The sequence below is a fragment of the Actinopolyspora alba genome (genome assembly GCF_900112765.1).
Classification (GTDB): domain Bacteria; phylum Actinomycetota; class Actinomycetes; order Mycobacteriales; family Pseudonocardiaceae; genus Actinopolyspora; species Actinopolyspora alba.
This window is the reverse complement of the sequence record NZ_FOMZ01000003.1, coordinates 71,768-85,190: the sequence shown is the minus strand read 5'-3', so window position 1 is coordinate 85,190 and position 13,423 is coordinate 71,768. Positions and strand designations below refer to the sequence as shown.

General features: G+C 67.5%; 14 protein-coding genes and 1 pseudogene. 3 read left to right on the top strand and 12 right to left on the bottom strand.

Features of this window, described 5'->3' with window-relative positions; all coding sequences use genetic code 11:
• Positions 1-30: 30 nt before the first annotated feature.
• Positions 31-588 (top strand): GNAT family N-acetyltransferase, encoded by a 558-nt coding sequence (locus BM150_RS04990; protein WP_092924565.1) that lies wholly within the window; start codon positions 31-33, stop codon positions 586-588.
• Positions 589-605: 17 nt separating this feature from the next.
• Here BM150_RS04990 and BM150_RS04985 read toward each other — a convergent pair whose 3' ends face one another.
• From BM150_RS04985 to truB, 8 genes are all read right to left on the bottom strand, one after another.
• Positions 606-1,088, bottom strand: coding sequence for a tetratricopeptide repeat protein (locus tag BM150_RS04985; RefSeq protein ID WP_092924564.1), 483 nt, complete (start codon positions 1,086-1,088; stop codon positions 606-608).
• Positions 1,088-1,795 carry a 4-hydroxy-tetrahydrodipicolinate reductase gene (dapB, locus tag BM150_RS04980; protein ID WP_092925001.1) on the bottom strand — a complete coding sequence of 236 codons (708 nt, stop codon included), beginning with the start codon at positions 1,793-1,795 and terminating at the stop codon, positions 1,088-1,090. The genes BM150_RS04985 and dapB overlap by 1 nt, the downstream gene beginning before the upstream one ends.
• A gap of 385 nt (positions 1,796-2,180) precedes the next feature.
• Positions 2,181-4,433 carry a polyribonucleotide nucleotidyltransferase gene (locus BM150_RS04975; protein WP_092924563.1) on the bottom strand — a complete coding sequence of 751 codons (2,253 nt, stop codon included), beginning with the start codon at positions 4,431-4,433 and terminating at the stop codon, positions 2,181-2,183.
• 284 nt (positions 4,434-4,717) lie between these two features.
• Positions 4,718-4,987 carry a 30S ribosomal protein S15 gene (gene rpsO / locus BM150_RS04970; RefSeq protein WP_092924562.1) on the bottom strand — a complete coding sequence of 90 codons (270 nt, stop codon included), beginning with the start codon at positions 4,985-4,987 and terminating at the stop codon, positions 4,718-4,720.
• 213 nt (positions 4,988-5,200) lie between these two features.
• The gene (locus BM150_RS04965) at positions 5,201-5,779 is read right to left on the bottom strand and encodes a 2'-5' RNA ligase family protein (RefSeq protein WP_092924561.1); all 579 of its coding nucleotides are present in this window, start codon (positions 5,777-5,779) and stop codon (positions 5,201-5,203) included.
• A gap of 136 nt (positions 5,780-5,915) precedes the next feature.
• Positions 5,916-6,425, bottom strand: coding sequence for a helix-turn-helix domain-containing protein (locus tag BM150_RS04960; RefSeq protein ID WP_092924999.1), 510 nt, complete (start codon positions 6,423-6,425; stop codon positions 5,916-5,918).
• Positions 6,426-6,562: 137 nt separating this feature from the next.
• Positions 6,563-7,543 (bottom strand): bifunctional riboflavin kinase/FAD synthetase, encoded by a 981-nt coding sequence (locus BM150_RS04955; RefSeq protein WP_092924560.1) that lies wholly within the window; start codon positions 7,541-7,543, stop codon positions 6,563-6,565.
• 191 nt (positions 7,544-7,734) lie between these two features.
• The gene (truB, locus tag BM150_RS04950; protein ID WP_092924559.1) at positions 7,735-8,646 is read right to left on the bottom strand and encodes a tRNA pseudouridine(55) synthase TruB; all 912 of its coding nucleotides are present in this window, start codon (positions 8,644-8,646) and stop codon (positions 7,735-7,737) included.
• Positions 8,647-8,779: 133 nt separating this feature from the next.
• Here truB and def point away from each other — a divergent pair, with 133 nt between their 5' ends.
• A complete protein-coding gene (def, locus tag BM150_RS04945) occupies positions 8,780-9,280 on the top strand; it encodes a peptide deformylase (protein ID WP_092924997.1) in 501 nt (166 codons plus the stop codon).
• A 28-nt stretch (positions 9,281-9,308) separates the two neighbouring features.
• Here the strand turns inward: def and BM150_RS04940 are convergent, their stop codons facing one another.
• Positions 9,309-10,652: an MATE family efflux transporter gene (locus BM150_RS04940; RefSeq protein WP_092924995.1), complete on the bottom strand. Its 1,344-nt coding sequence runs from the start codon at positions 10,650-10,652 to the stop codon at positions 9,309-9,311.
• Here BM150_RS04940 and BM150_RS25010 point away from each other — a divergent pair.
• On the top strand, positions 10,607-10,849 hold the full coding sequence (locus BM150_RS25010; RefSeq protein WP_092924993.1) for a CGNR zinc finger domain-containing protein: 243 nt from the start codon (positions 10,607-10,609) through the stop codon (positions 10,847-10,849). The genes BM150_RS04940 and BM150_RS25010 overlap by 46 nt on opposite strands.
• Here BM150_RS25010 and BM150_RS04930 read toward each other — a convergent pair.
• From BM150_RS04930 to BM150_RS04920, 3 genes and pseudogenes are all read right to left on the bottom strand, one after another.
• Positions 10,765-12,111: pseudogene (locus BM150_RS04930) on the bottom strand (RNA-guided endonuclease InsQ/TnpB family protein). The gene BM150_RS25010 and the pseudogene BM150_RS04930 sit on opposite strands and share 85 nt — an antisense overlap.
• A gap of 308 nt (positions 12,112-12,419) precedes the next feature.
• Positions 12,420-12,914, bottom strand: coding sequence for a 30S ribosome-binding factor RbfA (gene rbfA, locus BM150_RS04925; RefSeq protein WP_092924557.1), 495 nt, complete (start codon positions 12,912-12,914; stop codon positions 12,420-12,422).
• 148 nt (positions 12,915-13,062) lie between these two features.
• Positions 13,063-13,356 (bottom strand): DUF503 domain-containing protein, encoded by a 294-nt coding sequence (locus BM150_RS04920; RefSeq protein WP_092924556.1) that lies wholly within the window; start codon positions 13,354-13,356, stop codon positions 13,063-13,065.
• Positions 13,357-13,423 lie beyond the last annotated feature (67 nt).

The following is a 13,423-nucleotide window of genomic DNA, read 5'->3' as shown; positions in this document are numbered from 1 at the left end:
CCGTCGGGATGGACACGTTAGGTTTTCGTCATGGCCGACGCCGAGGTACGGACCGCCACAGTCGCGGACGCGGCAGAGATCGCCCGGATTCAGCTCGATACCTGGCGCAGTGCCTACTCGGAGCTACTGCCGCCCGGTGTGCTGGAGGAGCTCGCCCAGGACACCACCGAGCGGCAGTGGTCGGAGGCCGTAGCGGAGAGCGCGACGACGGTGCTGCTGGCCACGGAGGGAAGCTGGACGGTCGGCTTCTGCGTGGGCGGTACGGCTCCAGCGGGGGAGACGGCCGCGGCGGACGGCTCCGTACCGGAGGACGCGAACCACACCGGGCTCGTGAGCACTCTGCTCGTGGAGCCGCGTTGGGGACGCAGGGGGCACGGTGGCAGGTTGCTCGGCACGCTGGCCCAACGGCTGCGAGAAGCGGGCAACATCAGAGGCATCGCCTGGATACCGGAGGCAGACGAAGCTTCCATGGCCTTCTACCGCGGTGTCGGTTGGGAACCGGACGGAACGGTCCGAACCCTGGACGCCGGGGGCAGGCCACTGCGTGAACTCCGCGTCACCGGATCTCTGGAGCTGCGTTTCGAGTGATGCGACCGCACAGCGGTTCACTCGGAATCCCGCCGCTCCAGCTCGATGGCCCTGCGCATCGAGCGACGGCCGCGGTTCCGGTCACCCGCCAGATCATAGGCCTGCGCCAGGGCGTACCACGCCCGCCAGTCGTTCGGGGTCCGCTCCAGTTCCGCGCGCTTGGTCTCGAACCACTCGTCGGCGGCATCGCGCCGCACCCGGCCCGAGGGACGAAGCGGCAGCTGCGACACGTCCGGCAGCGTTCCCTCGTCACTCATCCGCTCCGCGAGATGCTGCGTACGCATCCCGAACCGGATCTGGTCGAGCACCAGAACCGCACCGAGCACCGGAAGGACGAACACGGCCACGCCGAGCACCGCGAACGCCGGAACACCGCTGAGCAGCATCGTCACAGCCCGCTGCCCCAGCAGCACCAGGTACACCGCGAGCACGAGCGCGAGCAGCAGCGCGGCTCCGCGCGCACCCGGCGACCACGAACGGCGTTTCGCGCTCTCGGACATCACAGCCCCAACAGGGGATCCAGCCCCACGGTGACTCCCTTGCGCCGCTCGATCTCGCGCACCGCGAGCAACAGGCCGGGCATGAACGAACGCCGGTCGTAGGAGTCGTGCCGCACCGTCAGCGTCTCTCCCTCGGTGCCGAACACCACTTCCTGATGCGCGACCAGACCGGTCATGCGCACCGCGTGCACGTGAACGTCGTCGATCTCCGCACCACGGGCACCCTCCGGGTCCCTGGTGGTCGCATCGGGCATCGGCCCCAGCCCCGCCGACGTCCTGGCCTGGGAGATCATCCGTGCGGTACGGGCCGCGGTTCCGGATGGGGCGTCGGCCTTGCGGGGGTGGTGCGATTCGACGATCTCGGCCGAATCGAAGTACCTCGCCGCGATCTCGGAGAACTTCATGGCCAGCACCGCGCCGATGGCGAAGTTCGGGACCACGAGCACGCCGATCTCCGGCTGTTCACCCAGCCAACTCTGAATTCTGCTCAGCTCTTCGGTGCCGACACCGCTCGTGCCGACCACCGCGTGGATACCGTGCTCCACGCAGAACGCCAGGTTGTCCATGACCGAATCCGGATGGGTCAGATCCACTGCCACCTGGACCCCGGCCTCGGACAACCCACGCAGCGAATCCTCCCGATTGATCTCGGCGACCAGTTCGGTGTCGGCTGCCTCCCCGACGGCTCGAACGGCCTCGGAACCCATTCTCCCGCGCGCACCGAGTACTCCGACCCTGATCGGCTCCACCGGCTCGACTCCTTTCGAAAGCTGCACGATCCCCTGCCCGACGATCTCCTGCCCGACGATCCCCTGCCCGGCACGATATTGCTCGCCCAGCCCCCGCTCGCGCACCGGCCCCTCACCACGAGAGGTGTCGCACGCGGCACGTGAACGCTGCTCGCGCCGGCCGCGGGACCCCACGAGCAGCGACGACCGGACGGGACGTTCGGCGGTCACCGACGAGTGCGGCCCGCCCGGAGAGTTCCGGGCGGGCCGGGTCACGTCGATCGGTCCACCGTCGAGTCGGAGCTTCCGGCCGAAGTTCGGCCGGTCGGCGTACCCTGCCGGGAACGCCGGTTCCGAGGGATGGTCACTCCGCCTCGGGCGACTGCTGCACCGAGGCCTCGTCGACGTTGACCGACTCGGACTCCTCGTCGACGGGAACCAGGCTGATCTTGCCCCTGCTGTCGATGTCGGCGATCTCCACCCGGAGCTTGTCGCCGACGTTGACCACGTCCTCGACCTTGCCGATGCGCTTGCCGTTGCCGAGCTTCGAGATGTGGACGAGACCGTCCTTGCCCGGCATCAGGGAGACGAAGGCACCGAACGCGGCGGTCTTCACCACCGTTCCGAGGAAGCGCTCACCGATCTTGGGCAGCTGCGGGTTCGCGATCGAGTTGATCCGATCGATGGCCGCCTCCGCGGAGGGACCGTCCGAAGCGCCGACGTAGATCGTGCCGTCGTCCTCGATGGTGATCTCGGCACCGGTCTCCTCGGTGATCGTATTGATCATCTTGCCCTTCGGGCCGATGACCTCACCGATCTTGTCCACCGGAACATTGATCGAGGTCACCCGAGGTGCGTGCGGGCTCATCTCGTCCGGCGAGCCGATCGCCTCGGCCATGACGCCGAGAATGGCCAACCGGGCGTCCCTGGCCTGTCCCAGCGCCTGCCCGAGAACCTCGGAGGGGATGCCGTCGAGCTTGGTGTCCAGCTGCAGGGCCGTGATGAAGTCCTTGGTGCCCGCGACCTTGAAGTCCATGTCACCGTAGGCGTCCTCGGCACCGAGGATGTCGGTCAGCGCCACGTAGTGGGTCTGCCCGTCCACCTCGTCGGAGACCAGCCCCATGGCGATGCCCGCGACCGGGGCCTTGAGCGGAACACCCGCGTTCAGCAGCGACAGCGTCGAGGCACAGACCGATCCCATGGAGGTGGAACCGTTGGAGCCCAGCGCCTCGGAAACCTGACGCAGCGCGTAGGGGAACTCGTCCCTGCCCGGCAGCACCGGGAGCAGTGCGCGTTCGGCGAGCGCACCGTGCCCGATCTCACGCCGCTTCGGCGTACCCACTCGACCGGTCTCGCCGGTGGAGTAGGGCGGGAAGTTGTAGTGGTGCATGTAACGCTTGCTGGTGTCCGGACCGAGACTGTCGATGGTCTGCTCCAGCCGGAGCATGTTCAGCGTCGACACCCCGAGAATCTGCGTCTCGCCGCGTTCGAACAGCGCGGAACCGTGTGCCCGGGGAACCACGCCCACCTCGGCCGAGAGACCGCGGATGTCGGTCAGGCCACGGCCGTCGATGCGGACCTTGTCCCGGAGGATGCGCTGGCGGACCAGCTTCTTGGTCAGCGCCTTCAGCGCGGCACCGAGCTCCTTCTCCCTGCCGGCGAAGGCCTCGCCCTCCTCGACACCGACCCGCTGCAGCGTGATTTCCTTCAGCTCGTCGAGCCGCTGCTCCCGCTCCTGCTTGCCGCCGATGGCCAGCGCCTCGGCCAACTCACCGGAAACGGCCTGCTCGACGGCGGTGTAGGCGTCCTCGGCGTAGTCCCGGTAAACGGGGTACTCCTCGGTGGCATCGCCCGTGGCCTCGGCCAGCCGCTGCTGCGCCTCGCAGAGCACCCGGATGAAGGGTTTCGCCGCCTCCAGACCACCCGCGACCACTTCCTCGGTGGGTGCCTGGGCGCCTTCGGCGAGCAGCTCGTCGGTCCCCTCGGTGGCCTCGGCCTCGACCATCATGATCGCCACGTCGTCACCGACGATGCGCCCGGCCACGACCATGTTGAACACGGACCGCTTGAGCTGCTCGTGCGTCGGGAAGGCGACCCACTGGCCGTCGATCAACGACATCCTGGTGCCGCCGACCGGGCCGGAGAAGGGCAGTCCGGACAGCTGGGTGGAGGCCGAGGCGCCGTTGATCGCCAGCACGTCGTAGGAGTCCTCGGGGTTCAGGCTCATCACCGTGACCACGACCTGCACCTCGTTGCGCAGGCCCTCGACGAAGGTCGGGCGAAGTGGGCGGTCGATCAGCCTGCAGGTCAGGACCGCGTCGGTGGAGGGCCTTCCCTCCCTGCGGAAGAACGATCCCGGGATGCGTCCCGCCGCGTACATCCGCTCCTCGACGTCGACCGTCAACGGGAAGAAGTCGAGGGTCTCCTTGGGTTGTTTGGAGGCGGTGGTGGCGGACAACAGCATGGTGCCGTCGTCCAGGTAGGCGGTGACGCTGCCCGCCGCCAGCTTGGCCAACCTGCCGGTCTCGAAGCGGACGGTGCGTTGGCCGAATTCGCCGTTGTCCAGGACGGCGGTGCTTTCGTACACCCCGTCGTCGTATGACTGCGAGTCTGTCAACTCATGCTCCTAGAAATCGCGGGCTCCTCCGAACGCAGAGACCACAACGACCGCACGCAGCATGGTCCGACGGGGCCGGTCATCGATCGAAGCCCAGGGGATGTTCGCTCCGACACCCCCTGTGGCCACTACCGAGGACCGGCGAAGGCACCTGCTTGGCAGCGGTGTGGACTCTGTGTTGGCAACCCTGTTTCGCTTACCGGTTGTGATCCGGACGTCGCTCGTGGGGTTCCACTCCATACACCAAGGGGAGTGGCAGCGCGGCCACTCCCCCGAGCGAACTGTCAGCGGCGCAGTCCCAGTCGCTGAATCAGCGAACGGTAACGCGTGACGTCGACCCGCGTCAGATAGTTGAGCATCCGACGGCGACGGCCGACCATCAGCAGCAAGCCACGACGCGAGTGGTGGTCGTGCTTGTGTTCCTTGAGGTGTTCGGTCAGCCCCGAGATCCGGTGGGTCAGCAGGGCGACCTGCGCCTCGGCCGATCCGGTGTCGGATTCGTGCAGGCCGTACTCGGAAAGGATCTGCCGCTTATCGGTAGTGGACAGCGCCACGAGTGAGTCTCCTTGTTTTTCGTGTCCCGTGCCGCCGACACCGTGCTGGGCACGACATCGGATTACGTATCGTCACCGTTCGGTTGAGGCCAAAAACTCAAGCTGGCAATCACCCGTCTGGCTGATCTCCGGCCGCCACGGACCGCAGCCGGAGGCTGCCACCGAGCATAACAGGGGGACCGGTGAAAAGCGGCATACCCGCTGCGAGGCGTGTCACCGAGGGTTCAGCGGAACCCGGTACACCGTCCGATAGGCCAGCGTCCCCGAGTGCCGCTCACTGGCAACCACGTCGAGCGATTCCGCCGACCAGGCCGGTCCCACATAGCTGCTCAACCGATCGGTGAGCCGATCGGGCTCCACCCTACCGCCCGACCAACGAGCGACCGTAACGTGTGGGCGGAAACGCCGAACGTCCGCTCCTGCCAGCAGGGCCACCCTGCGCAGCACCGGTGAAACCCCGCCGCTGCCGACGTCGTTCTCCGGCGCGACCCCCACCCAGAGCGCACCGCGAAACGTGCCGGCCCCCGCCAGGCACAGCGGTGGCAGGGCGAAGCCCGGTTCGGTCTCGTGGAGTTCGGCCACTCCGGCGCGCAATCGGGCGGCGACGGTGTCGGGATCGGCGTAGTCACCGTGAAAGCACAGGGTCACATGCCACCGTCGGGACGGAATCGGACGGAAACCGCGCGGCCGCTCCGCTCCGCCCGCCCACTTGCCACGCCGGTCGCCACCCAACGCGGCGGCGAGGTCGGCGACGGCGGCTTCGGAGGGCCAGAGCGCGGTGAACAAACGCATCAGGAATCCTCCCGAAAACCGCCGACGGGGACGTCGTCCGTACCGGGACGAGTCGTACGTTCGCCGTCACGGCGCGCCCACGCCGAAACTCGGACCGCCCCCCCCCCCGGAGCAGCGTCCCACCCGTGGTCACCGCTCACGCCGATCTGCTGCCCTCGGCCCTGGTCTCGCCGGAAGCGGCTCTTCGCAGCAGTCCGGCCAGGGCGGGATGATAACTGTCCAGCAGGTCGGCAGCCCATTCCAACTCGTGCGGCTGGGCGACCTGCCGCAGCGCGGGTCGCACCACTTCCTCGCTGTTGCCCACCTGCCGAACGGGCATGCTGTCCCTTCCGAGCGCGGGTCGGGAGTCCCTGACGTCCTCGAGCGCCTGTTGCACCGCTTCGGACTCCCCGGCTGCCACGCCCGAGGTGAACACCTTGCGTTCCAGCATGACGAGCCTGGCCAGCACGGAGGGGTTACCGATCTTGGCACGCCTGCCGCTCATCACCTGGCTGAGCATCGGTGCGCTGATCCCCAGTACTTCCGCCAGCTGAGCCTGTGAAGTGCGGTAGGCGACCACCAGTCGCCGTACCCGATCGCCCAGCGGTTCGCCGTACCACTGGCGTTGCAACGCCAGATTCCGCTGGACGACCTCGCGTTCCTGCACGTTGGCTCCCCCCGGCTGCCGTTCGGATCGATGAACCCTCTCGAGTTCCGAATACTGCCAGGCCGGCGACACGCACGGGTCCGGAATCCGAAAAATCTTTCATAACGCCTGGGCAATCAGCCGCACGGCGGAACGGGTCACCGCGACATGAGGAGGGCACGTGTCTCGGCCACGTCCTGCGCCATCCGAGCGACCAGTTCGTCGGCCGAATCGAAGCGGACCATTCCGCGCAATCGGTCCACGAAATCCAGCTCGGCGTACTCGCCGTAGAAATCGCGATCGACGTCCAGTACGAACGCCTCCACGGTGCGTTCGGTGCCGGAGAAGGTGGGATTGCTGCCGACCGAGACCGCTGCCGGCAGGGTTTGTTCCGGTTCCGCCGCGCCACGCTGTCGATGTGTGAACCAACAGGCGTAGACCCCGTCCGCCGGTATCGCCGCGAACTCGGGGGTGGACAGATTGGCCGTCGGGTATCCGAGTTCCCTGCCCCCTCGGCCGGTACCGCGAACGACGATTCCCTCCAGCCGGTGATAGCGCCCCAGCGCGGCGGCAGCGGCGGCCACGTCACCCGCGTCCACGCAGGAACGCACGAAGGTCGAGGAGAACGTGACCGGCGGTTCGTGCTGTTCCGCGCCGTCGGTGTGGCCGCCCAGCAGTTCGGCGGACTCCGCCTCGAAACCGAACCGCTGCCCGAGCGCGTGCAGCAGGTTTATGTCCCCCGCGGCCTTGTGGCCGAACGTGAAGTTCTCCCCCACCACGACCACGGCGGCGTGCAGCCGCTCCACGATGATCTCGTGAACGAATTCGTCGGCGGGCATTCGCGACATTTCCGCGGTGAACGGCAATACGCAGAAAACGTCGACCCCCTGCTGCTCCGCCAGTTCGGCTCTGCGCTGCAGTGTGGTCAGCTGCGCGGGATGACTGCCCGGGCGGACCACCTCCGCCGGATGCGGGTCGAAGGTGACCAGCACGCACGGCAGAGCGCGCTGTCGCGCCCGCCGCACGGCCTGCCCGATCAGTTGCTGATGCCCCCGGTGCATCCCGTCGAAAACTCCGATGGTGACCACACACCGGCCCCACCCACTGGGAAGCTGCTCCAAGCCACGCCAACGCTGCACGGCTTTCCACCCTATCTAGCCATGCGTGCCGCGCGGCCGGGACCTGGGCGTGTCGCAACGAAGAGCCTCGTGGTGGCCCCGCTCGGGGACATCACCGCAGCGGCGTCCAACGGAGCGAGAGGAGACCACCGGGCAAGGACGAGTCCCTCCCGGCACGATCCGGAACCGGGACGGCGACACGTCACGGGTGGTCAACCGGCCGGACGCAGCACCAAAACCGGCTTGGCCGTCGCCCCCTGGTTCCGCAGCAGTGCGATGGCGTGACCATCGGGATCGAACGCCGCGTAGGTGCCGTCGAGGTCCGCCCCGGTGACCGATTTGCCGTGCGAGAGCGCCCGTGCGGTGGCCGCGTCGACCTGGTGTCGCGGGAAAGCGGCGGCGACAGCCTGATCGAGGTCCATGGACAGCTCGGGGTGTTGTTCCAGGTACTCGAGACCGCGGACCGTCGCCAGCCCGAACGGACCGACCCGCGTACGACGAAGCCTGGCCAGATGACCCCCGACTCCCAACCGCTCCCCCAGGTCACGTGCCAACGCGCGAACGTAGGTACCGGAGGAGCACTCCACCATCACGTCGAGATCGAGCGTCTCCCCGGCGGAGTGGGTGGCGAGCAGGTCGAACCGCGACACGGTGACCGGTCTGGCGCTCAGCTCGACCTCCTCACCGCTGCGGGCGAGCTCGTAGGCACGGCGCCCGTTGATCTTCACCGCACTGACCTTGCTGGGAACCTGTTCGATGTCACCGGTCAACTCGGCCATCACTGCCGCGACGGCGGACTCGGTGATCCCGGAAGCATCGGCGGCGGAGATCTGTTCCCCGTCCGCGTCGTCGGTATCGGTCGCCGAACCGAGTCGGACAGTGGCCAGATAGGCCTTGGTGTCGAGCGCGAGGTGGCCGAGCAGCTTGGTGGCGCGCTCCAAACCGAGCACCAGCACACCGGTGGCCATCGGATCGAGCGTTCCGGCGTGCCCGACCTTGCGGGTCCCCATGATGCGGCGAACGCGGGATACGACGTCATGCGAGGTCATCCCCGCCGGTTTGTCCACGACCAACAAACCGGCTGGAACTGTCTGCTGCGAGGAGGTACGGGTCTGACGCGGCACGACGCCCCATCCTGCCTGACATCGACGACCGGACCGAAGCGGGTCACCCTGTCAACGGACACACGCCCCCGGGAGCACCCCTGGAACGCGGCTCGCTAACGTGGTGCGCGCGGAAGAGCTGGAGGGGGCGACGTTGACGATCAAGCCGATCCGACGGTTCGGCGACCCGGTGCTGCGCACGGTGGCGGAGCCGGTCACTGTCTTCGACGACAGAATAACTTCGCTGGTGACGGACTTGCTGGACACCGTGACCGAGCCGGGACGCGCCGGTGTTGCCGCACCGCAGATCGGGGTGAGCCTGCGGGCGTTCAGCTACAACGTCGACGGCGAGAAGGGCTACGTCCTCAACCCGGAGCTCGTGGAGACCTCGGGGGAACAGGACGGCGAGGAGGGCTGCCTGTCAGTCCCCGGCCTGAGTTACCCGACGCACCGGGCATCCCACGCGGTGGTTCGTGGGGTGAACCTGCGCAACGAACCGGTCACCGTCGCGGGGGACGACCTGATGGCGCGCTGTCTGCAGCACGAGACGGACCATCTGGACGGGATCGTCTACCTGCAGCGACTGGAACCCGAGAAGCGCCGCTCGGCCATGAAGGACGTGCGCGGCACGGACTGGTTCTGGAACGGCAACTGAGCCGTTCCCGGAACGGTCGTCGACACGCCTACTGTTGCTGGGCCGCCGACTCGCCGGGAACCCGCGTCGCTCCCACGACGGCCCACCGACCCGAGCGCGCCCGCGCCAGCAGGGTCAGCAGCCTGCCGAACATGAACAGACTCAGTCCGGTCCAGATGCCCGCCAGTCCCCAGTCGAAGACCAACGCGAGCCAGATCAGCGGGAGATAGCCGATCGCTGCGCTGAGCATCGTCGCCGTTCGGAGGTAGGCGGCGTCGCCGGCGCCGAGCAGCACCCCGTCCAACGCGAAGACGACACCCGCGACCGGCTGCAGGGCCACGAAGAACCACCAGGCGTAGGGCATCTCGGCCAGTACCGAGGAATCACTGGTGAAGGCGGACGGCAGCACCGGGAACAACACGGCGAACAACACGCCGAGCAGTACGCCGAAGCCGAATCCGTACCAGCTCACCTGCCTGCCGATGCTCCTGGCCGCACGAGCCGCCTCTCGTCCCAGCGCCGCTCCCACCAATGACTGCGCGGCGATCGCCAACGAGTCGAGCACCAGCGCCAGAAAGCTCCAGAGCTGCCAGACGACCTGGTGGGCCGCCGCGGTGTCCGCACCGGTCCGTGCCGCCACCGAAGTGGCGGACAGGAAGCACGCCTGGAAGGCCAGAGTGCGCAGAATCAGATCCCGCCCCAATGAGAGCTGGGCGCGCATCATCGCGGTGTCCGGGCGGAGAGCGGTGACCCGTTCCGTCAGCAGCGCGCGGACGAACAGGCTCGCCGCGATGGTCTGGCCGACCACGTTGGCCACCGCGGACCCCTCCAGTCCCCAGCCAACCGGGTAGACCAGTACGGGGCAGAGTACGAGCGAGACACCGTTACCCGCCAACACGTAACGCAACGGCCGAACCGTGTCCTGCACCCCACGCATCCACCCGTGCCCGGCAAGACTGAGCAGCACCATCGGAGCTCCGAGCAACGCGATGCGCAGCCAACCGGTAGCGGCCTCCGCGATGGCCCCGCCCCCGGTCATCAACCGCACGACCGGACCGGCGAACAGCTGCGCCAGCAGCAGGATGCCCAGACCTACGCCGAAGCCGACCCAGCTCGCCTGCACACCCTCCGCGACGGCATCGGCACGTCGTCCCGCTCCGTGCAGTCGCGCGGCACGAGCCGTGGTCCCGTAGGAGAGAAAGGTCAGCTGGCTGGAGACGACCGTGAACAGTGTTCCGCCCAACGCCAGCCCCGCCAGTGGAACCGCGCCCAGATGACCTACCACGGCCGTGTCGACGAGCACGTACAGCGGTTCGGCGGCAAGCACGCCCAGCGCCGGGACAGCCAGTGCGAGCAGCCGTCGCACCGGAACCCGTTCAGCGGTCTCGGACACCACACCTCCAGGCGGTGGAAACGGCAGCGGTCGCCGCGTGGGGACTCGCGCAAGGAGTGGTGCTACACGGCAGCGACCGATGGGGCAGGTGCACGGCCCCGGACTGTGCTAACTACTTCCCGGACACCACGGCGAACCGAACCGAACAGTTCTGTTCGGCCCGCTGTGCGAATCGGTTGACTCCCTCCCCGCCCTGAAGGGCGGGGATTCCCATCGGGCTCGCGCCCGATGGTTCCTGCTTCGTCGCCGATTGCCGAAGGGAGGACCCTTGCGGACTGATACCGGCTCCACAGGCTTCGCCGGGTTATGGCCCGGCTACCGCTTGACCAGCGGCACGGATGTTCTTCGCGGCGTTGTGGTCCCGGTGGTGCCGGGTGCCGCAGTCGGGGCACGACCATGCCCGAACGGAAAGCTTCAGGTTGCTCAGCAGGTGCCCGCATGCGGAGCACGTTTTGCTGGACGGGTACCACCGGTCCACCACAACCAGTGTCTTGCCCGCGCGGGTGGTTTTGTACTCCAACTGCCTGCGGAACTCGCCCAACGCGGCGTCCAGCACTGCCCGGTTGAGTCCGGCTTTGGCGCCCACGTTGCGGCCCGTAGATTCGACAGTGCCCCGCGCCGAACTGGTCATGCCCGCGACGTTGAGGTCTTCGATCGCGATGACATCGGCACGGCGCACGAGGTTCGTGGTGGTGCGGTGCAGAAAGTCCTGCCGCGCGTGGCGGACCTTGCGGTGCGCGCGCGCCACCTTGCGCTTGGCCTTACGACGGTTGTTCGAGCCGCGCTGTTTGCGGGCCATCATCCGCTGATACCGGGCAAGGTTGCGGGCCTTGCGGTCCATATGCTGCGGGTTGGCGATGGTTTCCCCGGTGGACAGCACGGCGAAGTCTTTCACCCCGAGATCGATGCCAATGGACTCGCCGGTCGACGCGGAGGGTTCGGGATCGTCGGTGTCGACGGCGAAGGTCACGTACCAACGCCCGTCCGGTTCGCGGGAGACCACCACCATCGTGGGGTTCAGGTCACGCAGGGTTTCGGCGTCCCAACTCCACACGAAGTTCAGCGGCGTGGTCTGCTTCGCCAGCGTCAGAGACCTGTCGCGCAGTTTGAACGCGGAGCGGGTGTAGTGCGCCGACTGCCGCCCAGTGCGGGACTTGAAGCGCGGGTATTTGGCGCGTCCGGCGAAGAAGTTCTGGTACGCGGTGTGCTGGTGCCGCAGGGTTTGTTGCAGCGGAACGCTGGAGACTTCCGACAGGAACGCCAGCTCGCTGGTGCGTTTCCATTCGGACAGGGCCGCGTCGGTTTCGGTGTACGAGGTCTTTTTGCCTTCGGTGTGGTAGACGCGGTGCCGCTGATCGAGAGTTTTGTTCCACACGAGACGCACACAGCCGAACGTGCGCCCCAGTTGGGCCGCTTGTTCGGAGTCCGGGTAGGCCCGGCACTTGTACGCCGTCCGCATACCGATCATTTTACACAACTAGCGATCACGAGTAAGAACGTGGGTACGTGGTCACCCAACAGCACTCGAGACCGCCTTCCTCTCCAGCCCGAAGACCGGAGCTTCCAGCAATTGGAGCCTGGTGAACGTGGCGGCTTTCCGCGCTCGTAACCGCGAAGACGGGTTGCCCGAGTCGAGAAGCGTCCCCTCCGGGGCACTCCTCGCCGGGCTCCCGCAACGGTGAGTCGACGCTCTCGACAAGAAGCACGGAGGCTCCACCCGAAAAATCCTCCGGGCCCACGAGAAGCGCCCCGTACGAGATCTCCGGTTCAGTCCTGTCTACCACCGGAGTCCTGCTCGTCCTCCCGTGTCGCGGCAACCGCGCCCGCGTCGTCGACGATCTCCGCTTCGGACGAGCGGTAAGGATCCACGTCACCTGCCGGGCTGGCGGCAGAGGCCAGTCGTGCCACCTCGGCATCGGCCTCCTTGGCCTGCGCGAGGACTTCGTCCAACCTACGCGCGTCACCGGGGATCGAATCCGCGACGAAGGTCAGCGTCGGTGTGAACCGGACCCCGGTCTGCTGCCCGACACGGGAACGCAGCACGCCGGTGGCGCTGTGCAACGCCGCCGCGGTGGCACTCTCGTCGGTGTCGTCACCGAAAACCGTGTAGTAAACAGTCGCGTCCCGCAGATCGGCGGTGAGCCGCGCGTCGGTGATGGTCACCATGGCCAGCCTCGGGTCCTTGACCTCGTGCTCCAGCCCGGAAGCCACGATCTGCGCGATACGTTTGGCCAGTCTGCGGGCGCGCGCCGAATCAGCCACGGCGCACCTCCTCTGTCGGTCGATCCCCACGGGACGACCCCATAGTCATGTTCCTCCGACAACTCGCGAGGACACTCACCGTGCCCCCGAGGGGGAACCCGTCACCCCTGACGGGTAGCAGAGCACATGTCGGCTCGCGGGAACAAACTCAATCCTGCGGGCCGAGCATGCGCTGCCGAGTCGAAAGCAGTTCCAGTTCGGGATGTTCCGCGACCGCGCGCTCGCACGCTTCCAGAACCTCACGAACCTGCCCCGCCTCTCCGGAGACGGCTGAGACCCCTATGACCGCGCGGCGGTAGAGATCGTTGCCACCCACCTCGGCGACCGCGACGTCGAAGCGCCGCCGCAGTTCCGAGACCAGCGGCCGGACCACCGCACGTTTCTGCTTCAACGACTGAACGTCACCGAGCAGCACATCCAGTTCGAGCGCACCTACGTACATCGGCTTTCCACACCGGCACGAGCCCCACGGCACGGTGGGGACCGAAAACTCGGTCCCCACCCGCCGG